This window comes from Arthrobacter sp. MDT1-49-2, from assembly GCF_059090185.1.
On record NZ_JBNHFK010000002.1, the window covers coordinates 239,874 to 261,555 of the forward strand.

Below are 21,682 nucleotides of genomic sequence, written 5' to 3' on the forward strand. Positions count from 1 at the left end.
TAACCGGCGCATCACAGGGCAGTCACCCGCCGTCGTCCGGCGGCTCATAGCGCGCCCTTGCGCCGGGTGCCGCGGACGGCGAAGCGCTGCTGAAGCAGCACCGCGGCCACGATGATCGCCCCCTTGGCCACCTGCTGCACCGAGGTGTCCAGGTTGTTCTGCGTGAACACGTTGATGAGGATGCTGAACAGCAGCACACCCAGCACGGTGCCCACGATGGTGCCGCGCCCGCCGATCAGCAGCGTGCCGCCGACGACGACGGCGGCGATCGCGTCCAGCTCGAACAGCAGTCCGTGGGTGGAGGTGCCGGCGGTGGTGCGGCCCATCATCATCACCCCGGCAATGCCCACGGTGGTGCCGGAGAGCACGTACAGCCAGACGATGTGCCGGCGAACCTTGATGCCGGCCAGCCGGGCCGCCTCCAGGTTGCCGCCGATGGCCACCGTGCGCCGGCCGAAGGTGGTGCGGTTGAGCAGGAACCAGCCGGCGGCGGCCACCAGGGCGAAGATCCAGATCAGCAGGGGTACACCCAGGAAGTTCGAGCGCATCACGGACAGGAAATCCGGTTCAATGACTATCTGCGTGCGCCGCCCGGAGATCAGTTCCGCGGCGCCGCGGGCGGCCACCAGCATGGCGAGGGTGGCCATAAACGCCACCACGTTGCCGTAGGCGATGATCACCCCGTTGATCAGCCCGGCGAACATCCCGACGGCGAGCGCCACCGCCACCATCAGCAGCCAGCTGCTCTCCGCAGCGGTCCGCTGCACCGCGGTCAGTGACGCCACCACCGTGGTCAGGCCCATGACCGAGCCCACGGACAGGTCGATGCCGCCGGCGGTGATGACAAACGTCATGCCGATGCAGATCACCCCGGTAATGGAGGCGTAGCGAAGGATGGTCAGCATGTTTTCCAGGTTCAGGAACCGCTCCCCGCTGGTTGCCGCACCCACCACGCACAGCAGCACCACAGCCAGGGCCAGGCCGACGTTGCGTCCGGCGGATCCGCCGAGCCAGGCCCGCACCGGGTTCGGCCGGGAGGCCGGGGCGGTGGCGCCGTCGGCCGGGGGCGGCTGGATGGCCGCCGTCTTGGACTCACTCACTGCGCATTTCCTTTCAGCACGAGGTCAAGCACGGCGTGCTCGTCCAGATCAGTGGCATTGCCGGTGGCAAGCACCCGGCCGGCGTCGAGCACGAGCACCCGGTCCGCCAGCCCGAGCACCTCCTCCAGTTCGCTGGAGACCACCACCACGGCCACGCCGTCGGCGGCGAGGTTGCGGATCAGTGCGTAAATCTCGGTTTTCGCGCCGACGTCGACGCCGCGGGTGGGCTCATCGAGCAGCAGTACCCGGGTGCCGTGCAGCAGCCAGCGGGCCAGCAGCACCTTCTGCTGGTTGCCGCCGGAGAGGGTGCGGGCGGGCCGGTCCGGATCCGCGGGGTGCAGCTGCACCGCCGCCGCCTGCCCGCGGGTGGCTTCCTTCTCGCGCCTCTCATTGAGCAGTCCCCGCCGGGCGAACCGGGCGAAGGTGGAGAGCGTGGCGTTGCGGTAGATCGGCTCCTCCAGCAGCAGGCCCTGGCTTTTGCGTTCCTCCGGGGACAGGCCCAGACCCGCTTCGATTGCCGCCGGCACCGAGCCGGGCTGCAGTGCGGTCCCGTTCACGCGCACCGTGCCCGCGGTGGCGCGGCGGGCCCCGTAGATGGTCTCTAGGATTTCCGAGCGGCCCGATCCCACCAGCCCAACCAAGCCGAACACCTCTCCGGCGCGGACGGTGAAGCTCACCCCGGAGAAGGAGCCCTCCAGTGCCAGGTCCTGGACCTCGAGCATCACGGGCGCCTCGCCGGGAACCGCCACCCGCGGCGGAAAGGCGTGGGCGACGTCGCGGCCGGTCATCAGCCGCACCAGGTCCGCCCGGGATGTGCCTTCCACCGGCAGCGAGGACGCGGTGCTGGAACCGTCCTTGATCACCGAAATCCGGTCGCCGATCTGCCGGATCTCCTCCAGCCGGTGCGAGATGTAGACAATGGCGATGCCCTGGCCGGTGAGCTCGCGGATCACCCGGAACAGGTTCTGCACCTCCCCCACGTCCAGGATGGCGCTGGGCTCGTCCATGATGATCAGCCGCGCATTGCGGGACAGGGCGCGGGCCATGCTCACCATCTGCTTGCCGGCGGCCGACAGGCTGCCCACTTCCGCGGACGGGGAGATGTCGGTGTGCCCGAGCCGGGCGAGCAGCTCCCGGGCCCGGCGGCGGGCGTCGCGGACGCGCAGCACCCCGGCCCGGGCGTCCTCATGGCCCAGGAAGATGTTTTCCGCGACGCTCAGCCCGTCCACCACATCCAGCTCCTGATACATGGTGGCAATCCCCAGATCCAGCGCCGCCGTCGGGCCGGGAATGGTTACTTCTTCCCCGTTCCAGCGGATTTCGCCGGAATCCGGCCGGTGCACCCCGGACAGGGCCTTGATCAGGGTGGACTTGCCGGCGCCGTTCTGGCCCAGCACGCAGTGCACCTCGCCGGGCAGTACCTGCAGGTTCACGCCTTTGAGGGCGCGGACTCCGGCGAAGCTTTTGCTGAGATTGCGCACTTCGAGCAGCGGCACGGCGGGCTCGGAAGGTGCAGGGGATGCGGCCATGTGACGGAGCTTACACACTTACGTCGATTCCCAGTAGTATCTTGGCGCTTTATCGTCGGACTTCTGTTACTGTGACGCATGTCACCCCAGTAGTGCCCTATCGACAGAGGAGAACACCATGCAAGGACGCATGACGGGCAGGAGGCAGTTCGCGGCCGGGGCGGCGTTTATTGCCGCCGGCGCGCTGGTCCTCACCGGATGTACCAGCGGCGATGAAAGCAACAGCGAACCCACCAACAACTCGGCCGAGGGCAACTCCGCCGAGGGCGAGACCGCCGTCATCGGGTTCTCCGGCCCCGCGGCAGACCACGGCTGGCTGGGCGCCATCAACTCGGCGGCCCTGGCGGAAGCCGAAAAGTACCCGGACATTGACCTGCGCGTGGCGGAGGGCACCAATGACGCCAACCTGCAGATTAGCCAGGTGGAGCAGTTCATCAATGACCAGGTGGACGCGATTGTCCTCCTGCCGACCGACGGCGCGGCCCTGACCGACGTCGCCACCCGGGCCATGGAGGCCGGGATTCCGGTGATCAACGTGGACCGCGAGTTCTCCAACCCGTTCGCCGCCCGCACCACCGTACTGGGAGACAACTACGGCATGGGCGTCAGCGCCGGCACCTATATCTGCGAGCAGCTGGGTGACCAGCCCGACGCCGTGGTGGCGGAGATTGCCGGCATCGACTCGCTGCCGCTCACCCAGGACCGCAGCCAGGGCTTCAAGGACGCCCTCTCCGGCTGCGGCCTGGAGGTCAACAACCGGGTGGCCGCGGACTTCACCGTCCAGGGCGGCGAGGCCGCAGCATCCCAGCTGCTCTCCGCTGCACCCGAAATCGACGCCCTGTGGAACCACGACGACGATCAGGGCATCGGCGTCCTGGCCGCCATCGACGCCGCCGGACGCGACGAGTTCATCATGGTGGGCGGTGCCGGCTCGGCCAACGCCATGCGCGAGATCCAGGAAGGTGACGGCGTGATGCAGGCGACCATCATCTATCCGCACACGCAGGCGGCGGACGGCATCCGGCTGGCCCGACTGCTGGTGCAGGACAAGGCGATGAGCGATCTGGTGGAGATTGAAGTACCCAACCGGGTGGTGCTCAACGCTCCGGTGGTGACCTCCGAGAACGTGGACCAGTACCTGCCCACCGCGTTCGAATCCTGATCCGCCGGCACTGCCCGCACCACCCGGCCGCACGTACCTGCGGCCCAGAAAGAGGAACCACATGCAGGAGACCAAGCCGTTGAAGGTGGCCATGATCGGCCACGGCTTTATGGGGGCGGCCCATTCACAGGCCTGGCGGGTGGCACCGCGGTTCTTCGACCTGCCGCTGCGGCCGGAACCGGCCCTGCTGGTGGGCCGGGACCCCGGCCGCACCCGGGCCGCCGCAGCGAAATGGGGCTGGGCGGAGACTGGCACTGACTGGCGTGAGGCGGTGGCACGGGAGGACATCGACGTCATTGACATTGTCACCCCCGGCGCCTCGCACGCGGAGATCGCCATCGCGGCACTGCAGGCCGGCAAACACGTGCTGTGCGAGAAGCCGCTGGCCAACACGGCCGAGGAGGCACGGGCCATGGCCGAGGCGGCCGCTATGGCCCGGGCCTCCTCGGGCGCGCGGGCCATGGTGGGATTCACCTACCGGCGGCTGCCCGCCACCACCCATGCCCGGAACCTGGTGGCCTCCGGCGCCGTTGGGGACGTGCGGCAGGTGCGCGCGGTCTATCTGCAGGACTGGCTGGTGGACGCCGATGCGCCGCTGACCTGGCGGCTGCAGCAGGAGCAGGCCGGCTCCGGGGTGCTCGGGGATCTGGCCGCCCACGCCGTGGACCTGGCCCAGTACATCACCGGGCTCCGGCTCACCGGGGTCAGCGGCACCCTGGAAACCCTGGTCCCCACCCGTCCGCTGGCGGCGGACTCCCCCGGCGGGGAGGCCGGCGGCGGTCTGGGCGGGACGGCCGGCGGCAGCGGCGAGCGCGGTCCGGTGACCGTGGACGACGTCGCGCTGTTCACCGGCCGGTTCGACACCGGGGTGCTGGGCACCTTCGAGGCCAGCCGGATGGCCACCGGGCGCAAGAACGCGCTGCGGGTGGAAATCTCCGGCACGCTGGGTGCGCTCAGCTTCGATCTGGAGGACCTGAATTTCCTGGACTTCTATGACTACACCGCCCCGGCGGACCGGCAGGGATTCACCCGGATCATGGTCACCGAACCCAACCATCCGTACATGGAGGCCTGGTGGCCGGCCGGACATTCCCTGGGCTATGAGCACGGTTTTGTGCACCAGGCCAAGGACTTTGTCGAGGCCATTGCCGCCGGAACCGACCCCTCGCCGTCGTTCGCTGACGGCCTCCAGGTCCAGGAAGTCCTGGACGCCGTGTCCCGCAGTGCGGACAAGTCCAGCGTCTGGACGCCCGTCGCCTAAGTACATCCCCGTCCCGAAGGAGCCAGCCATGCCCCGTCCTGTCACCCTGTTTACCGGCCAGTGGGCCGACCTGCCGCTGGAGGAAGTGGCCCGCCTTGCCTCGGACTGGGGCTATGACGGTCTGGAGATTGCCTGCTGGGGCGATCATCTGGACCCGTGGCGGTGGGATGACGAAGAGTACGTCTCCGGGCGCCTCGCCTTGTTGGAGAAATACTGCTTGAAGGTCTACGCGATCTCCAACCACCTGAAGGGCCAGGCGGTCTGTGATGACCCGATCGACCAGCGGCACCGGGACATCCTGCCGGACCAGGTGTGGGGCGACGGGGATCCCGAAGGTGTCCGGCAGCGGGCCGCGGAGGAAATGAAACACACCGCCCGGCTCGCCGCCAAGCTCGGGGTGAAGACCGTGGTTGGCTTCACCGGCTCCTCGATCTGGAAGTACGTGGCAATGTTCCCGCCGGTATCCGCGGAGGCGATCGACGCCGGCTACCAGGACTTCGCGGACCGCTGGAATCCCATCCTGGACGTGTTCGACGAGGTGGGCGTGCGGTTTGCGCACGAGGTGCATCCCAGCGAGATTGCCTATGACTACTGGACCACGCAGCGGGCCATGGAAGCCATCGGGCACCGGCCGGCGTTCGGGTTGAACTGGGATCCCAGCCACTTTGTCTGGCAGGACCTGGATCCGGTCAGCTTCCTCTGGGACTTTGCCGACCGGATTTACCACGTGGACTGCAAGGACACGAAGAAGCGGATGTCCAACGGGCGCAACGGCCGGCTGGGCTCGCACCTGCCCTGGGCCGATCCGCGGCGCGGCTGGGACTTCGTCTCCACCGGGCACGGGGACGTGCCGTGGGAGGACGCGTTCCGGATGCTGAACAGCATCGGCTTCGAGGGGCCCATTTCGGTGGAATGGGAGGACGCCGGGATGGACCGGCTGGTCGGCGCCCCGGAGGCCCTGGCCTTTGTGCGCTCCCTGGCAATGGATCCGCCGGACGCCGCCTTTGATGCGGCGTTCAGTTCGCGGTAGCGGGGGTTGGGGAGGGACGACGTCGGCCGGTGACGGCCGGCTGCGGCACGGTCCGGCGCCGGCGCCTGCGGCCCGGTGCCGGCGCCGTGAGAAGATGCCGGAAAACAGCGAAGCCAGCGGAGAAATCCGCTGGCTTCGGTTGTCATCACGCACTGTCCCCCCACAGGCAGCGGATGATCCGGATCGGGGCGCCGAGCACCTGATCCGATCCGCAATAAACGCCGTCCGGAGCTGCCCTGCAGGTTCACTCCCGGTCACTGACCGAGCCACCAACCGGAAACTTGCGGAACTCCTGTGTAGCGGAGATATCGGCGGTGACCCCCCAGTCACAGTGCACGAACATCCCCGGACCAGGATTGCTCCGTCCAGCGTTTATCGAGTTATCAAGCACGTCTCACACATGTGTGAAACATGTTTGTGAGCGTACCACCGTGCGTGACGGCGGTCAAAGTTTTTGTATCAGGCGTTGTGTTCCTCTCGTGGCCGGGGACGCCGGGAAGGAAAGGCTTAGTCGCTCTCGTCCAGGATTTTCGCGATGGCCTTCAGTGCCTCCGGGTCCACGGGTCCCAGGGCGCGGGCGGCGAAGTTGCGCACCTCGGCCCTGCGCATGCTGCGCAGCAGCTCCAGCTCGGCCTCGACCCGTTCGGGGAGGCTGCCGTCCTCCTGCAGGAGGTAGTCCGGATCGACGTCGAACACGGCGGCAATGGCCCGCAGCGCCTCGTCGGGGACCACCTGCTCCTTGCCGGATTTCAGCAGCGACCACCGGGTGCGCGAGAGGTAGTAGCCCGCCTTCTGCGCTCCGTCGCGGATGGCCGGATAGTCAAAGGGCTTGCCGGACTCGGACATGATCACGTCCAGCAGGAGGTTGATCTTCCGGGCCAGCGTTTCGGCGCGCCGAAGGCCCGCGGCGCGCTCCGGGGGAAGATCCAAATCATTCATGGTATTCAGCTCCAAGTTCCAACTGCGAGATAACAGCAAAAAGTCGCCAGTCCCAAGGCGGCACCGGACAGCGCTTCCCGGCGCGTATGTTCGCCCAGGGACACCCGGCTGAAGATCATCAACGGCGATAGTATCAACAGCCAGCTCCAGCCCGCCCCGTATGTGGCGGTAATCCACAGTACGGCGAAGGTCAGCACCGAAACATGCGCGGACACGTTCAGCCAGCGCCGGAAAAACACCAGGCCCAGGTTGCCCAGCAGCAGCCCGGTCACCGTGGCCGGCACCGGTGCGGCCACGGGCAGCACAAAGCAGACGACGGCGGCGGCCAGCATCAGCAGCGATACCAGGGCGGTCCGCCTGCTGTCCGGGATGCCGCGGCGCCGGAACATGCCCTTGGTGCCCTTGTAGATTGCACCGGGCACCACCACCACGCCGACCAGCAGCAGGGTCACACCCAGCACCCCCAGTCCGGCCTCGATGCCGGCCAGGACCACCAGGACGGCCAGTGCCAAAGCCGGCGGCAGGAGTTTGGAGTACCAGCTAGCCGCGGCTGAGCGTTGCGCGGCGGGCGGGTGTTCCGTTGTCTTCAATTCTTCTGCCTATCTCATCAACGATGCGGTTCTCTTCGGCGGAGAGCAGCCCGGGCTCCAGGACCCGGACGTCGCCGATGAGGATGAACCAGCGGTACAGCTGGGTCTTGGAGGTGCGGGCACCCAGCGAGACGTTGGCCGCTTCCAGGGCCCGGGTGCCTTCGCAGGTGGTTTTCAGGCGCCGCACTATGGGGCGCAGCGCGTCCAGGTCCGCTGCGCGCCGCCGTCGTGCCTCGGCGGCGGCCCGGGCGCGGGCGGAGGAGGGCAGCGCGAACCCTGCGGCGAAGCAGAGCATGGTCAGTGCGATGAGGGTCCGGTAGCCGATGTAGAGGGCGAAGGAGGCCTGCACTCCGGAGAATTCCAGGCCGATCAGCAGCATTTTCACCGCCACGGCACCCACGCCGGCAGCGCACCCGGCGCTGACAATGCCCAGGCCGATGCCGAACCCGCGGGATTCGCCGGTCTTGTCCCGGCGCATGCATTCGATGCCGGTGTAGCCCAAGACCACGCCGATCCACGCGAAGAAGCTGGCCTGGTAGGCGGCGATGGTGGGAATGGAGGCGAAGGTGTCGGTGAAGTTGGTGGCCGAGCCGGGGGTGTCCGAGACCAGCAGCAGGGTTGCCTGAATGACGGCGAGGACGACGCCGATGCCCAGGAGCGCTCTTACGTGCCGTCCGCCGTCGCCGGACCGTCCGGTGGCCTTGAGCAGCAGGCGGCTCAGTTCGGTCATCCCGGCACCCATGAACAGGTGCACGATCAGGTTGAGCAGGTTCCGCCCGCCCAGCAGGGAGTCCACGAACAGGTAGACCTGGTCGATGTTCAGGGTCGCGCCCACGGCCACGGCGGCCATGCCGGGCAGGATGCCCGGTTTCCAGCCGAAGCGCAGGCCCACCAGCCGGATGATCACCAGCAGCCAGAGGCAGGCTGCGGGCAGCATCTGCAGGGTGATCACAAAAAGGTCCGCTCGAAGGAGTTGGTGCTCTCGCGGTCCTGGGGCAGCAGTGCCAGGGAGAGCAGGTAGGCCACCTGTTCGGCGGCGCGTTCGGTCTCATTCCAGTTCAGCGAGCGGGCGAGCATCCGGCGGATGCCCTGGCGGCTGCCGACGTGCTGGAAGACGGAGGGCATGGTGGTTTCCACTCCCCCGCAGCCCTGGTGGCGCAGCAGGATGTGGCCGAACTCGTGGCACGCGGCGTGGGTGCGGTGGAGTTTGTTGTCGCCGGAGGGCAGCAGGATGATCGACTTGTTTTCCTTCTCGATCCAGAGCCCGGTGACGGAGGGGATCACGGCGGAGTCGATGTCCCGCAGTTCAATGGGTTTGCCGTGTTTTTTGGTCACGGCCGCCAGCAGTTCCTCGAAGGACACGTGCTCGCCCAGCCCCAGTGCGGCCACCACTGCTTTGGAGGTGGCCCGTTCCCTGGCGGGCTTCCCGAAACGCACTGCCATCAGTTCCCCATCGTTGTTTCCCACACCGTGCCTGCGGAAAGAGACAGCACCGACTCTACCAAACGCGTTTCCGGCGGCGGGTGGGGCTGTCGGGCGAGGTTAGGGCAGGAGCAGGGTGGCGCCAAAGGTCAGGCAGCCGGCGATGTGTCCGGCCAGGACCTGTGTGGGGGTATGGTCACCGAGCTTCACGCGGGACCAGCCGGTGGCCGAGGCCAGCAGCAGGGCCAGCGCCGCGCCGACCGCCGGGACCGGTGCGAGCAGGGCCAGCCCCACGTAGGCGGCGACGGCGGAATGCACCGACAGCTTCCACACCAGGTTCGCCGCCATGCACAGCATGAGGCCGATGAAGACGCCGCCGATTTCGCCGAACAGGGCCGCCGGGGCATCCAGTAGGACCAGGAGCAGCGCGCCGATGCCCAGGGACACCGCGGATGCGGCGAGGATCGGAGCCCGCTGGGTCCGGACGCCCACGTGGTGGTCGGTCACTCGGCCGCGCCGCTTCAGCACCATGATTCCGGCAAACGGCAGTCCTACGGTGAACAGGGCCGCGACGACGCCCTGCAACCACGTCACCCCCGGGCTGAGCAGCGGCTGCAGCAACAGGAGGATCCCCACCAGGACCGCCGGCGCGGAGGCTTCCGTGACGATGCGTGCCAGGCGGGTGGAGGCTGCGGTGGGGCGTGGTGCTGTGGGGGCGGCTGGCTGCAGGGTTTCGGGCATCCGTCGATTGTAGTGGGGATGGGGTTCACGGTGTTCTCCGGCAGACATCCCCTATCCCCCCTACCCCCAATCGGGTAACCAGGACACCATTCAAGAAGCCCGGACTACAGCTGAACGGACTGTGCAGACGCGTCTCCGTAGAAGTGCCGCGTCAAGTTCGAACGCGATTTAATCCACTGTGTAGTTCAGGCAGAACTTCTTAAACCTCTCTATGACTTCCTCATCATCCTGCGACGTGTGTTCGTCGTTTATTGTCGAAAGAATATAGGCAGCGGTGTGCTTCACTTCACCCACGCCGTCTTCCGCAAGTACCTCCAAGGTGCCGGTAACTTCCCCAACATTGTCGACGGTGATGGACACGTCACCGCCGATAAGACCGCCTAAAATACCGCACTGAGCGGTGGCCTGATTCTTATCGATGCTTTCATCTAACTCTCCGGCAGACGAATTATTCCCACCGCAAGCGGTCAGACCGAGGCACACGACAAGGGTAGCTACTAAAATGTGATGCTTCATGATGTGCGCCTTCGATAGTCCATAGTTTTAAGCAGAATTCCCCACTATAACTTGGCCCTTCAAGCATCAGGACACTGCTGAAGCCCCGAATGCCAGAAATCCCGTGTTTACTGCATACCCTCCAAACGAATTCAGAGACACCCCTTGGTAGTGTCCGCAGTTCGGCGACAGTGATATGCGCAAAAGGTTCCGATCGACAGAAGCGATGAATCGCTGGGACTCCTCTTGTCGCCGGCCCTGCTCGGCGCCGGCGTTGAGCAGCGCCGAGTTGGTCTGGGTGTTGGTCATGGGTGAACACCATGCCCGGTTCCAGGGCGACGGCGTTGTTCGCGCGGACCCGCTGCTGGCCCGGTGGATGGTCGCCAGATGCCGGAAAGGTGAACACGGCGTCCAGGTGCATCGCGGCGCGCAGCTTCGGCATGTCAGCGACGACGATCCGGTCCGCAGCTTCGTCGTGGAATAGGGCCAGCGCTAGCTGGGTGATGGCCTCCCGGGAGCAATCTCAGCCCCACGCGGTTGGCGATGATCTTCCGGTCCAGCAACCAGGTCTGGACCTCGGGGTGCTCCGTGGTCTGGCAAGCCGACAGGGAGTTCGACGACGTCGACGCTAGCGCGGGAGCGCTGGGCGTTTTCCGCCTTCATGGTGTGCCCAGCCCGCGACTCCGCTGGCTCAGAGCTCTATCCAGCCCCGGGCCAGGGCGAGCACGGCTACCACGGCTCCGGCCAAGGTCATAAGGAAAAGGAGAAGCTCCCCTCCCCGGAAGACGCGCAGCCCTTGTTCACGGCGCGCGATCACAAACAGGACGGTGGCGGGGGCGTAGAAGATCAGCGAAAGCAGCACCAGGGGCAGCCCGGCGGCGTAGACCAGGAACACCGAGTAAACGGTGGCAATGACGGCAATGGCCAGGTCGCCCCGCCGGGTGCGGCTCGGGGCTCCTTCATACGTTTCGCCGCTCCAGCCGAGCTTCAAGGCGTAGAGGGCCGCGAAGAGGAGGGAAAACAACGTCAGGACCGCGGTCATGTCCAGCGCGAAGTCGAAGGCATCCTCGGAGAAGTAGGTGATGACCATGACCAGCTGGCTGAGCAGTGTGCTCAGCAGCAGGGCGTTGACGGGGACATCGTCCGCACTGACCCGGGACAGGAACCGCGGCATGTCCTTCTCCGTGGCGGCTATGTACACAACCTCCGCTGCCATCAGGCTCCAGGCCAGGTAAGCCCCCATCACCGAAATGATCAGGCCTGCGCTGACGAACACCAGCCCCCAGGTCCCCACCCCCGCTTCCAGGACACCCGCCATGGATGGCTGGCGCAGCTCGGCGAGCTGTTCCATCGGCAGGACCCCGTAGGAAACGATCGTGACCGAGGCAAAGATGGCAAAGACGCTCAGGAAACCGAGGATGGTCGCCCTGCCAACGTCCTCCCGCCGTCGGGCATGGCGCGAATACACACTGGCACCTTCAACCCCCAGGAACACGAACACCGTCACCAGCATCGTGTCCCTGACCTGCTCGAACAGCGGCCCCGTATAGTCCGCCCCGCTAAGGTTTCCCGCGAAGACGGCGGGGTCGAACAGAAAGACAGCAAACAGCACAAAGACCAGGATGGGAACAACCTTGGCGATCGTGACTATCCGGTTAATGGCCGTGGCTCCCTTGATGCCGCGTCTGATCAGGAAGAAGAATCCCCACAGTCCGGCCGAGGACAGCACGACGGCGAGGAGGGTGTCCCCTGCGCCAAGCTGCGGAAACAGGGCTCCCAGTGTGGACATGGTGAGCACCCAGTAGGTGACGTTTCCAACACAGGCACTGGCCCAGTAACCCGCTGCGGAGAAGAACCCCACGTAATTTCCGAAGCCGGCCTTGGCGTAGGCGAAGACCCCCGCATCAAGGGCCGGTTTGCGCATGGACAGCCGCTGGAACACGAAAGCCAGCATCAGCATGCCGGAACCTGCAATCAGCCAGGAGACCAGCGCACCCCACACCCCGGTTTCCTCGGCGAAGCGCTGGGGCAGGGAAAACACCCCGGCCCCGACCATGGACCCGATCACCACCGTGGTGAGGGTCAGCAGGGAGAGTTTGGCCGCTGGGGCTTTGTCCCCCGAAGCAGGCGCATTAGACACGGTTCTTTTCCAATCGGATGTAGCGGCCACTAAGGCAACACCGCTTAGATGGAGAAACCGACCGCTTCCTGCGGGGGGCTCCTCCGTCAGCGGCTCACCACAATCCTCTCAGAGGGAGACGACAGGCTCCGAATCGGCGGCCAGCACCTCGAGACAGGTGCCGAAGGGGGGCCGAACAGTGGAAATGCGCGGACCCTCTCAAATGCCAGCCGCCGCGGCCGGCACGCCGCCGTCGTCGTTAGTCCAGCGGATCCCGGATGATCGGGCAGGTCATGCAGTGCCCACCGCCGCGGCCGCGGCCCAGTTCAGCGCCGACGATCGGGATAACCTCGACACCGGCGTTGCGCAGCGCCGCATTGGTCTGGGTGTTGCGGTCATAGGTGAACACCACGCCCGGTTCCAGGGCGACGGCGTTGTTCGCGCTGTCCCACTGCTGGCGTTCGGTGGCGTGGTAGTCCCCGGCGGTCTCCACCAGGCGCAGCTTCTTGTAGCCCATGGATTCGGCGACGACGTCCGTGAAGCGGCGGTCCCGGTGGTCGCGGACCTCCAACCCGGGGGCCTTGTCCGAGGGGTGGATGGTGAAGGGGTGGATGCCGTCCACGATGGCCGGGTGGATGGTGGCTAGGTCCCGGTCCGCGAAGGTGAACACGGTGTCCAGGTGCATGGCGGCGCGCAGCTTGGGCATGCCGGCGACGACGATCCGTTCCGCCGCCTCGTCCTCAAAGAGGGCCTGCGCGAGCTGGGTGATGGCCTGCCGGGAGGTCCGCTCCCCCATCCCCAGCAGCACGGTCCCGTTGCCCACCGGCATGACGTCGCCGCCCTCCAGGTAGGCCTGGCTCCAGTCCTTTTCCGCGTCGCCCCACCAGATTTTCGACCCGGTGTAGTCGGGGTGGAACCGGTAGATGGCCTGCATCAGCAGGGTTTCGTCGTGCCGGGCCGGCCAGTACAGCGGGTTCAGGGTGAGCCCGGAGCCGATCCAGCAGGTGGTGTCCCGGGTGTAGAGGGTGTTGGGCAGCGGCGGCAGCAGGTATTCGGGCCGGCCCTGCGATTCGCGGACCAGGGCGACGTAGCCGCTGAGGTAGTCGGTGGGGAGCTCCGACGTCGTGAGCCCGCCGATGAGGTAGCGTGCCAGTTCGGCGCCGGTGAGTGAGTCCAGGAACGCGCGGGTGCCGGGGACCAGGCCGAGGCCGACCCGGTTGGCGATGATCTTGCGGTCCAGCAGCCAGGTCCGTGCCTCGGGAATGTCCATGGTGGCGCCGAGCAGGTCGTGCAGTTCTACGACGTCGACGCCGTGGTCGGTCATTTGGGTGACGAAGTCGGCGTGGTCGCGCTGGGCGTTCTCCACCCACATCACGTCGTCGAAGAGCAGGTCTTCCCGGTTGGTGGGGGTGAGCCGTTCGTGCGCCAGGCCCGGGGCGCAGACCAGGACCTTGCGCAGTTTGCCGACCTCCGAGTGCACCCCGTAGGCGGAGGCGGGGCCTTGTGCGGCGGCAGGGACGGGGGCAGGCATGAATGACTCCTTTATCAGCAGGCTTACCAGCATCTTTGCAGACGGCGGGGCGGGAGCCGAATCGCGGGGATGAACCGGCAATGAGACCTACGCCAACCGAAATGACTACGGCTGCCTTTGAGGCAGTAGTCAGTGTCGACACCATCGTCGTACCGACAACCCTCCAAGGCAGAACGACGGACATCCTCTTCACCGGGATGACTGTTAACCAATTATCGGAAAGCCTTCGAGCGGTTTGGTCCATATGGCATTGGGGGCGGTCGCAAGGTTCACTGTTATCCCTTGCCCATCCCCTATTGCATACAATTCGACGAATACCACATACGAGAAGCCATAATTTTCAAGAAAAGGTATACAACAACGTTGACGTTGTGACGTGGGACACATAACCTAGCGGGGCGTGGCCGGTTCCCCCGGAACCTCCGTGCAGAGGCATAGGTCGGCAGCAATGAAACTGCCCCCATTCCACGAGGAGCAAGCGTGACACAGGCCAGCGAAAAAGAACCGGATGTGGTGTCCCGGAAGGCAAGCCGGAAGCCCGATTTGAATGCGACACTGGGGCTCCCAATGCGATGGTTCATTCCCATGGCCTTAGTCGTCGTGGTCCTGGCGTATCTATTCACTCCGGCGGGGGGCATGACCAGCGGCTTCGCTGTTTCCATGGCGCTAGGCGGATTGCTAGTCGTCATAGGCAACGCCATTCCCGGCTTCAACCGTGTCGGCGGTGGCGTGATCCTAGCCATCATGATCCCGGCCGTGCTCCTCAGCTACGACATGCTTCCAGTGAGCACGGCCGCCGCCATCGCCGACTTCTACGATCTATCTTCGTTCGGCGAGTTCGTAGTGGCGGCGCTTATTGTCGGCAGTATCCTCGGCATGGACCGGACACTCCTAATGAACGCAGGATCGCGCATAATTATCCCGATTATTGCGACCATTATCATTTGCTTCGCGCTCTTCGGACTCGTTGGTTATGTTACGGGCTACGGCCTCGGAAAGATGCTCTTCTACGTGGTGGGGCCTGTCCTTGCTGGCGGAGTCGCTGCAGGAGCGATACCGATCTCAGAGCTCATCGCACATAATTCCGGAGGCTCGTCTGAGGAGTACCTGACACAGCTCGTGCCAGCAGTCGTTGTCGCCAACATAGTCTGCATCGCAGCAGCAGGTGCACTGGCCTGGCTGGGGCGTCGCAACCCAGCTCTTTTTCGGAATTTCAACGGCAATGGTGAACTTGCCACAAGCAAGTCAAAACTGGTAATCCCGGTATCCAAGCCCGTGAACCCCGTCGAAGCCGTTCAGAGCACGGTTATCGGCCTATTCACAGCGGGAATGCTGTTCATGATCGCCAACGCGATTGCATCCTTCGTGCCAACAATCCACAGTTATGTATTTCTCATTCTGTTGTGTGCGGTCGCGAAGGTCTTCCTCCCGCTGCCCGATTTTCTCGTTCAAGGGGCCGACCTTTGGTACAGGCTTGTGGCGAACGCCTTTATTCCTGCCATTCTCGTATCCGTCAGCATCGTTGCAATCGACTTCCGAGAAGTCGTTAGCCTGCTGAATGACCCCGTTTACATGCTCTCAACTATTGCCGTTGTTCTCGTTGCCCTGCTTGCGGCGGGTTTCGTGGGGTGGCTCGTGCACCTCCACTTCATTGAGTCTGCTATTTCCGGTGGACTCGGGCTCGCAGACTTCGGATCCAGCGGCGATCTGGCTGTCCTTGGCGCGTCGAACCGGCTAGAGCTGCTCCCCTTCCTGTCAATCTCATCACGCATCGGAGGAGGGCTGGTGGTGCTGTCGTTGTCCCTCTTGGGCCCGTTGGTGCTCTAAAACATGCTGACGGCACCGTGTTAGACGCGCTCCGGACGGTCAATGACAGCTTGGAAGACCTTTTCGGACCCGAGCTTCAGCGCATCAACAGCCTTGCCCAAGAGATCCAGGGGACGCGTACAACGCGATCCGTTACCGGGAGCGGCTTCTTGCCGTCCGGGAGCGGGCACACACCACGTTGACAACCTTGTCCAGTGCAAACAGCAAGGCGCTCCAACATGACGCCGGCGCGGCAGCTCCCTGAGTTGCCACCAGTCTTCTGGACCAGTCCGGTAGATTACCCACCAGCCCCGGCACCAGCCGGAACGATAAGGGGGAATCGTGCGCTGCATACCGGAAGAGCCAGAGTTTAAGGACGGACACCTAGCCGAACAGGCGGTCTGGAACGCCCTGCGCGCACAACTGCCCGACGACGTCGTACTGGCGCATTCCGTCCAACTGCGACACGGCCGCGCCGAACACGAAATCGACATCCTGGTCCTCTGGCCCGGCGTCGGCGTCGCCGTCCTCGAAGTCAAGGGCGGCCGGGTCTCCGTGGAGAACGGCCAGTGGTACCAAAGCGACCGGACCGGCAAACGCCGGATGGAAAGCCCCATCGCCCAGGCCCAGAGCGCGCAGCACGCCTTCAAGGACTGGATCGGCAGCCGCCTCGGCACTCCCCTGACCAGCCGCATCACCTATCTGGCGTGCTTCCCCTATTCGGATGTCCGGCCCGGCTGGGAGATGGCCGGCACACCGCGCAGCCTCATCATTGACCAAATGGAGCTTGCAAACGGATGCGCTGCGAAGATCTCGGCCGCCATCCAGACGGAAGGGCAGGGATCCGTACCGCTCTCCCCCAAGTACCTCGAGCGCATCCTCCCGCATCTCTCTGGCGATCTGGCCCCGGCAGACCGCCCGGGCCTCGATGCCGCCGAATTGGAGGACCATCAGGAACGGCTCACCACCCGGCAGAAGGTCTTGCTGGATTCCACCCGCTCGATCACCCGCGCCCGCTTCGTCGGCGGCGCCGGCAGCGGCAAGACCTGGCTCGCCGTCGAGAAGGCCAAGCGCCTCGCCAAGGACGGCCAGCGCGTCGGGCTGTTCTGTTACAACAAGGGACTCAGCGTGCACCTGCGCCGCGAGGTCGCCGCCTGGAAGCAGGCCGCGCCCGTATTTGTGGGCGAGTTCCACGACTACGTGCAGTCCTTGGGCGTGCCCGACGGGTCCGGGCAGGAGTACTTCGACGAGGAGATGCCGCGGCTGCTCAAGGAACTCGCCGACGTCCTGCCGGTCGAGGAGAAGCTGGACGCGGTCGTCGTCGACGAGGCCCAGGACTTCGCCCCGTTGTGGTGGGAAGCCCTCCTCGCGTGCTTGAAGAAGCCCGACGACGGCGGGGTGTACGCGTTCATGGACGAGCGGCAGAACGTCTATGGGCGGTGGGACGCGGCAACCGCAGGAACGGCCGAGGACCCCACCGCCGGGCTCGTCACCCTGCACATCGACGAGAACCTGCGCAACACCAAACGGATCGCAGAGACCTTCCGCGGGTTCGCCGGCGAACATTTCTCGCCCCGCGGCGGGGACGGGCTGCCGGTGCGTCTCGTCGCCTGCGCCACCGAAGATGCACTGGATGTGGCGAGCGACTGCGTTGACGCACTCATCGAGGAGGGCTGGGCAGCCAACCAGATCGCCCTGCTGACCACCAACAAGCGCCATCCAATCCATCAGGATTATTACGAGTCCCAGCGTATCCCCGAGTACTGGAGGTCCTTCCACGACGACGATGCGGAGTTCTACGGGCATGTCCTGGGATTTAAGGGGCTGGAACGGTCTGTCGTGATCCTATGCGTCAACGGGTTCAAGGACATGGCTCGCGCTCCGGAGCAGCTCTACGTGGGGCTGTCCCGGGCACGGTGCCTGCTGGTGGTGGTCGGCGATCCGGAACTGATTGCTGAAGCCGGCGGTCGGGAGCTGGAGCTGGCGTTGGGGCGGGCGGAGGAGTGGGGGCCCTAGTACTCGCTGTCGTGTGTTTCTCCGCCCACCCTCAGATACCTAGGCGAGCGGAGAAACGAGTCACTGTCAGCGAATAAACCTCTTCATTTCCTCAGCAACTGCCGTGACGGCGGGAACGACAACACTGTTACCGAACTGCCTGTAAGCCTGGGTATCAGAGACCGGAATCTCGTACGTGTCCGGGAATCCCATAAGGCGCGCACACTCACGGGGTGTAAGCCTGCGTGGCCGCTCTCCGACCCCCCTCGATACCAGAATCTCCGAACCGTCTTTGTGATACCGAGCAGACAGAGTGCGCGCTACGGACTCTGGTCCAACCAAGCCATAGCCAAAGCCGTTACCAGCAGCACGATGTTTCGCCGCATAGTTTTTGAGGTACTCCCAAAGGTTCGGCGTCAAGATGTACTTTTCACTAACGACGGCGTCAGCACCCTCGGTATAAGGGGCTTCCGCAGTTTCAGTTCCGTCTTCTGGATGCAGCACAGAGACCATCGTGGGGTGAATAATCCGGGACGAGCCATCCTGGTTCACCTGACTCTTGAGGTTATCAAAACTGAATCCTTTTTCACCCTCAAACGCAGAGGGATCCTTGAATCCAACAATAATTATTCTCTGCCGCCCTTGGGGGACATATGCAGAACCGTTCACGATACGGAATGCGATAGTGTATCCGAGCTCGTCTTCTAGAGTCTCCTTGATTACCCTAAAAGTGCGTCCCTTATCATGCGAAAGGAGGTTCTTAACATTCTCAAGCATAAAAGCTTGGGGCTGTTTTTGCTCGATAATACGGGCAACATCGAAGAACAAAGTTCCTTGTGTGGCATCCGCAAAGCCATGTTCGCGGCCTAACGAGTTCTTCTTCGAGACACCCGCGATCGAAAAGGGCTGGCAAGGAAACCCTGCTAGGAGGACATCGTGATCAGGAATGTCCTCTGCATCAATACGTGTGATGTCTCCGGCGAACATATGTCCATTAGGTTCTGTGTGGAGACCATCAACGAAGCTCGGCAAGTCATGCCCGAAGTTGCGCGCATAAGTCTGCTGGGCAAATTTATTCCATTCTGATGTGAAGACGCACTTTCCGCCGATAGACTCGAATGCCAAGCGGATACCGCCGATCCCTGCAAAGAGGTCGATAAAGCGGAATTGAGGCGTGGCCACCACCGGCACCTTAGCCGTTACCTGGTCGAGCTTGATGCGTTCGAGCGCAGGGAGAAGGTAAGGCGGGCACTCAGTTTCCCCCGATTCCCACCGCCCGATGGTCTTCAATGAGACCTCCAACAGCGCGGCCAGTTTGGCTTGGCTGTGGGAGCTGCGCAGGTCCAACAGGAGTGCACGCGACTCCACGGGCAGTCCACCGGGACTACTGGCAGGAGTTGTCGGGGCCAACGTCACTAGAACGCTCCGTTCAAAAGGGGAAATTTGCGGGTCAAACTGTCCATAAATATTCCCCATTTCTGCGTCCAACCCAAATCGGCACGCCACCCAGGCCCAAAAATGTTGTGCATCCCACAGCAGCACATCGACGAAGACGTCGCCGACACGGCTGCGTCAGCAAACAAGTGCTAACGCACCACAACAAGATATGGTGTCCGAGGGCAAGAATGCTCTTAAGTCGGCTCGCAGAGCCGAAGACCCTGGGGGGAGTCTCAAGTGGGGGGTGCCAGTTGGGTGATCGATGCCGACACTTCAACAGTTCATCTCGTATCCAGTAGCGGCACTGTCACGACCGAAGCCCTGGACGTATGGACGGCACAGTATGAGGGGAACCTGTCAATAAACGGTTCCCTCTGCTCTCCGCCGAGCACGGATCTTCCAGACATCACCTTTCATGCCGAAGTGGGCAGCGTCAATCTGCAAATCAGGCGCACAGCCACCGATCAGCGCGTACTAGTCCCAGTCGTCTCTGATTCGTCCTCGGAATACCCTTTGCGCGACATTCCGCAGTTCGGGCAGGTTCTTGCAGAGAACAACTGGTTCGCATTGGACCAAGGTCAATGCACGGAGATCAGGACCACCCTGTCTGGGCAGGGCATCTTGCCGCATACAGAGCTATCAGATCAGCAGGTGCTGTGGCTGAGCTGGAAATCGGGCTTGGATGTGTTTTTCTCAGCTCTGGAAAGCCCTGCCGTCCCTTCCAGAGAGGAGACGCCCCTCAAGCGTTCGGGCCGGCTAACCGCAGATCTGTATCCCTATCAGGCGCAAGGCTTCCAGCGGTTGCGATCCTTGTACGCACAAAAACTCGGATGCCTCTTGGCGGATGAAATGGGACTGGGAAAAACTCTACAAGTAATAGCGCTCCTAACCGCAGTTTGCGACTCAGGCACGTCGCTCGTTGTCGGCCCGGCCTCCACGCTCGCAAACTGGTCTAGGGAATTCTCCCGGTTCGCTCCATCTCTCAACATCCTCGTCCACCAAGGATCGGCGAGAACTGGTCACCCAAGCAGTCTGACCAGAGCCGACGTTGTCGTGACGTCTTACGAATCCATCGTCCAAGACTTGACTCTGTTTGAACAGGTTCATTGGAACGTGATCGCCTTGGACGAGGCGCAAGCGATCAAGAATCCTATGACCAAGCGCGCCCTAGCCGTGAAGCACCTTGATGGGCATAGCCACGTCGCAGTTACAGGAACCCCGATCGAGAATTCACTGCGGGACCTTTGGGCGATTATGGAGTTCGTTGCCAGTGCATATCTGCCGCCATTCAAAGTGTTTCAAGATCTCTATCCCGATGAGATCTGGGCTGCCGAGCATCTTGGTGAGCTCGTCTCCCCACTTGTTATCCGTCGCAATGTTGACCAAGTTGCAGCCGATCTACCGAAGCGCATAGACGCATTTGTACCCCTCACGTTAGACGGCACAGTTGCCGCGGGGTACAACGCAATACGCGTAAGCCCGAAACCTGTTCTGGCAAAAATGACCGCGTTGAGGGTATGCGCAGCATCCGCGACAAGCACAACGAACAGTTCGAAGATGAGAAGACTGACCGAAATTGCAGAGGAAGCATTTGCCACTGGGAAAAAGGTCTTAGTCTTCGCATCCTTTGCAGATTCAATAGATGAAATTGCCTCATTTTTTCGAGGAGTACCGGGCTTATTCACAGCGACCGTCGACGGTCGCACCGGTATTGGCCGTCGACAGGAACTAATAGACGAGTACACTGACCATCCAGGACCGGGAATACTTGTCGTCAATCCCCGCGCTGCCGGCGTGGGATTGAACATTCAAGCAGCTAACTATGTTGTCCACTTTACTCCGGAGTGGAACCCGGCCGTCGTAGACCAAGCGTCAGCACGCTCATACCGCCGCGGACAGCTACTCCCTGTCTTTGTTTACTACCTCTATTACGAGCAAACCATCGAGTCCGTCATGATTGAACGTCTTTCATCCAAGCGGGAATTGCAATCAAGTGGCATGTCGAAGGTGATGGACGGCCCTGATAAAGCTGAGTTGGAAAAGATACTGGATTTAGTCCCAAAGGAGTCCACATGAACAAGTCCATAGACCAAGTCACCAAGATACTCACGCCAAATGACGTCGGTACTACTGGCAGTCATCAAGCAGGGATAGCCGTTCCCAAGACTGGAGATATGCTTGATTTCTTTCCCGTACTTGACGCCTCCGAATTTAACCCGCGCCAAGTTTTATACGGGTTTGACAGCCACCATGAAGTGGGTATTCCACTAACATATATCTACTACAATGGGAAGTTGCATGGGAGGAGCACAAGGAACGAGTTTCGCCTCACCGGCCTGAGCGGGTTTTTTTCCCGAAACTCAGCAGAGGCTGGCGATAAATTGACGATCAAAAGGCTCGCGGAGCTCGACTATATATTGTCAATCACGAAACCAACTTCAGACCTCAATGCACTTCAGGAAGATCAATTCTCGTTTACGATCACCCTCACGGGGCAGTGGACCACCTACAGAAAGCGATGACCG

Annotated in this window: 19 protein-coding genes; 7 read left to right on the forward strand and 12 right to left on the reverse strand. The window is 63.4% G+C overall.

The genetic code is table 11. From position 1 onward, the window contains the following. Positions 1-44: 44 nt before the first annotated feature. Positions 45-1,100: an ABC transporter permease gene (locus AC5RTS_RS03650; RefSeq protein WP_493990713.1), complete on the reverse strand. Its 1,056-nt coding sequence runs from the start codon at positions 1,098-1,100 to the stop codon at positions 45-47. Then, positions 1,097-2,629 carry a sugar ABC transporter ATP-binding protein gene (locus AC5RTS_RS03655; protein ID WP_493990714.1) on the reverse strand — a complete coding sequence of 511 codons (1,533 nt, stop codon included), beginning with the start codon at positions 2,627-2,629 and terminating at the stop codon, positions 1,097-1,099. The genes AC5RTS_RS03650 and AC5RTS_RS03655 overlap by 4 nt, the downstream gene beginning before the upstream one ends. Positions 2,630-2,759: 130 nt before the next feature. Here AC5RTS_RS03655 and AC5RTS_RS03660 point away from each other — a divergent pair, with 130 nt between their 5' ends. The 3 genes from AC5RTS_RS03660 to AC5RTS_RS03670 all read left to right on the forward strand — a co-directional run bounded on the left by AC5RTS_RS03660 (position 2,760) and on the right by AC5RTS_RS03670 (position 6,082). Continuing rightward, positions 2,760-3,791: a substrate-binding domain-containing protein gene (locus AC5RTS_RS03660; RefSeq protein WP_493990715.1), complete on the forward strand. Its 1,032-nt coding sequence runs from the start codon at positions 2,760-2,762 to the stop codon at positions 3,789-3,791. Positions 3,792-3,852: 61 nt separating this feature from the next. Further along, on the forward strand, positions 3,853-5,052 hold the full coding sequence (locus tag AC5RTS_RS03665) for a Gfo/Idh/MocA family protein (protein WP_493990716.1): 1,200 nt from the start codon (positions 3,853-3,855) through the stop codon (positions 5,050-5,052). Between the two features lie 28 nt (positions 5,053-5,080). Next, positions 5,081-6,082, forward strand: coding sequence for a sugar phosphate isomerase/epimerase family protein (locus AC5RTS_RS03670; RefSeq protein ID WP_493990717.1), 1,002 nt, complete (start codon positions 5,081-5,083; stop codon positions 6,080-6,082). Positions 6,083-6,589: 507 nt separating this feature from the next. Here the strand turns inward: AC5RTS_RS03670 and AC5RTS_RS03675 are convergent. The 9 genes from AC5RTS_RS03675 to AC5RTS_RS03715 all read right to left on the reverse strand — a co-directional run bounded on the left by AC5RTS_RS03675 (position 6,590) and on the right by AC5RTS_RS03715 (position 13,919). Further along, positions 6,590-7,012, reverse strand: coding sequence for a hypothetical protein (locus tag AC5RTS_RS03675; RefSeq protein WP_493990718.1), 423 nt, complete (start codon positions 7,010-7,012; stop codon positions 6,590-6,592). A gap of 14 nt (positions 7,013-7,026) precedes the next feature. Then, positions 7,027-7,533 carry a hypothetical protein gene (locus tag AC5RTS_RS03680; RefSeq protein WP_493990719.1) on the reverse strand — a complete coding sequence of 169 codons (507 nt, stop codon included), beginning with the start codon at positions 7,531-7,533 and terminating at the stop codon, positions 7,027-7,029. Positions 7,534-7,561: 28 nt separating this feature from the next. Then, positions 7,562-8,563: a hypothetical protein gene (locus tag AC5RTS_RS03685; protein ID WP_493990720.1), complete on the reverse strand. Its 1,002-nt coding sequence runs from the start codon at positions 8,561-8,563 to the stop codon at positions 7,562-7,564. Further along, entirely contained in the window at positions 8,560-9,078 is a 519-nt protein-coding gene (locus AC5RTS_RS03690) for a hypothetical protein (protein WP_493990721.1), read from the reverse strand. Before AC5RTS_RS03690 ends, AC5RTS_RS03685 begins: the two co-directional genes overlap by 4 nt. Before the next feature lie 75 nt (positions 9,079-9,153). Continuing rightward, positions 9,154-9,774 carry a phosphatase PAP2 family protein gene (locus AC5RTS_RS03695; RefSeq protein ID WP_493990722.1) on the reverse strand — a complete coding sequence of 207 codons (621 nt, stop codon included), beginning with the start codon at positions 9,772-9,774 and terminating at the stop codon, positions 9,154-9,156. A gap of 168 nt (positions 9,775-9,942) precedes the next feature. Beyond that, positions 9,943-10,290, reverse strand: a complete 348-nt coding sequence (locus AC5RTS_RS03700; protein ID WP_493990723.1) for a hypothetical protein — start codon at positions 10,288-10,290, stop codon at positions 9,943-9,945. Next, complete coding sequence (locus tag AC5RTS_RS03705; protein WP_493990963.1) at positions 10,223-10,774, reverse strand: arginine deiminase family protein; 552 nt, start codon at positions 10,772-10,774, stop codon at positions 10,223-10,225. Before AC5RTS_RS03705 ends, AC5RTS_RS03700 begins: the two co-directional genes overlap by 68 nt. Before the next feature lie 186 nt (positions 10,775-10,960). After that, entirely contained in the window at positions 10,961-12,409 is a 1,449-nt protein-coding gene (locus AC5RTS_RS03710) for a basic amino acid/polyamine antiporter (RefSeq protein ID WP_493990724.1), read from the reverse strand. Between the two features lie 238 nt (positions 12,410-12,647). Then, the gene (locus AC5RTS_RS03715; RefSeq protein WP_493990725.1) at positions 12,648-13,919 is read right to left on the reverse strand and encodes an arginine deiminase; all 1,272 of its coding nucleotides are present in this window, start codon (positions 13,917-13,919) and stop codon (positions 12,648-12,650) included. Between the two features lie 480 nt (positions 13,920-14,399). Between AC5RTS_RS03715 and AC5RTS_RS03720 the strand changes: the two genes are divergently transcribed. Together AC5RTS_RS03720 and AC5RTS_RS03725 are read left to right on the forward strand one after the other, a co-directional pair. Continuing rightward, positions 14,400-15,746, forward strand: a complete 1,347-nt coding sequence (locus AC5RTS_RS03720; RefSeq protein WP_493990726.1) for a 2-hydroxycarboxylate transporter family protein — start codon at positions 14,400-14,402, stop codon at positions 15,744-15,746. A gap of 321 nt (positions 15,747-16,067) precedes the next feature. Continuing rightward, positions 16,068-17,741 carry a nuclease-related domain-containing DEAD/DEAH box helicase gene (locus tag AC5RTS_RS03725; protein WP_493990727.1) on the forward strand — a complete coding sequence of 558 codons (1,674 nt, stop codon included), beginning with the start codon at positions 16,068-16,070 and terminating at the stop codon, positions 17,739-17,741. A gap of 66 nt (positions 17,742-17,807) precedes the next feature. Here the strand turns inward: AC5RTS_RS03725 and dcm are convergent, their stop codons facing one another. Beyond that, on the reverse strand, positions 17,808-19,196 hold the full coding sequence (gene dcm / locus AC5RTS_RS03730) for a DNA (cytosine-5-)-methyltransferase (RefSeq protein ID WP_493990728.1): 1,389 nt from the start codon (positions 19,194-19,196) through the stop codon (positions 17,808-17,810). 216 nt (positions 19,197-19,412) lie between these two features. On the opposite strand from dcm, the gene AC5RTS_RS03735 reads away from it, so the two are divergent. Both AC5RTS_RS03735 and AC5RTS_RS03740 read left to right on the forward strand, forming a co-directional pair. After that, complete coding sequence (locus tag AC5RTS_RS03735) at positions 19,413-21,233, forward strand: DEAD/DEAH box helicase (RefSeq protein WP_493990729.1); 1,821 nt, start codon at positions 19,413-19,415, stop codon at positions 21,231-21,233. Further along, a complete protein-coding gene (locus tag AC5RTS_RS03740; RefSeq protein WP_493990730.1) occupies positions 21,230-21,679 on the forward strand; it encodes an EcoRII N-terminal effector-binding domain-containing protein in 450 nt (149 codons plus the stop codon). Before AC5RTS_RS03735 ends, AC5RTS_RS03740 begins: the two co-directional genes overlap by 4 nt. The last annotated feature ends 3 nt before the right edge of the window (positions 21,680-21,682 follow it).

What these genes read in the sequence shown, in the direction of transcription:
- AC5RTS_RS03695 (WP_493990722.1), bottom strand. Translation starts at nt 9,774, where the DNA reads ATGCCCGAAACCCTGCAGCCAGCCGCCCCCACAGCACCACGCCCCACC.
- dcm (WP_493990728.1), bottom strand. Translation starts at nt 19,196, where the DNA reads ATGGGGAATATTTATGGACAGTTTGACCCGCAAATTTCCCCTTTTGAA.
- AC5RTS_RS03700 (WP_493990723.1), bottom strand. Translation starts at nt 10,290, where the DNA reads ATGAAGCATCACATTTTAGTAGCTACCCTTGTCGTGTGCCTCGGTCTG.
- AC5RTS_RS03670 (WP_493990717.1), top strand. Translation starts at nt 5,081, where the DNA reads ATGCCCCGTCCTGTCACCCTGTTTACCGGCCAGTGGGCCGACCTGCCG.
- AC5RTS_RS03715 (WP_493990725.1), bottom strand. Translation starts at nt 13,919, where the DNA reads ATGCCTGCCCCCGTCCCTGCCGCCGCACAAGGCCCCGCCTCCGCCTAC.
- AC5RTS_RS03665 (WP_493990716.1), top strand. Translation starts at nt 3,853, where the DNA reads ATGCAGGAGACCAAGCCGTTGAAGGTGGCCATGATCGGCCACGGCTTT.
- AC5RTS_RS03660 (WP_493990715.1), top strand. Translation starts at nt 2,760, where the DNA reads ATGACGGGCAGGAGGCAGTTCGCGGCCGGGGCGGCGTTTATTGCCGCC.
- AC5RTS_RS03655 (WP_493990714.1), bottom strand. Translation starts at nt 2,629, where the DNA reads ATGGCCGCATCCCCTGCACCTTCCGAGCCCGCCGTGCCGCTGCTCGAA.
- AC5RTS_RS03740 (WP_493990730.1), top strand. Translation starts at nt 21,230, where the DNA reads ATGAACAAGTCCATAGACCAAGTCACCAAGATACTCACGCCAAATGAC.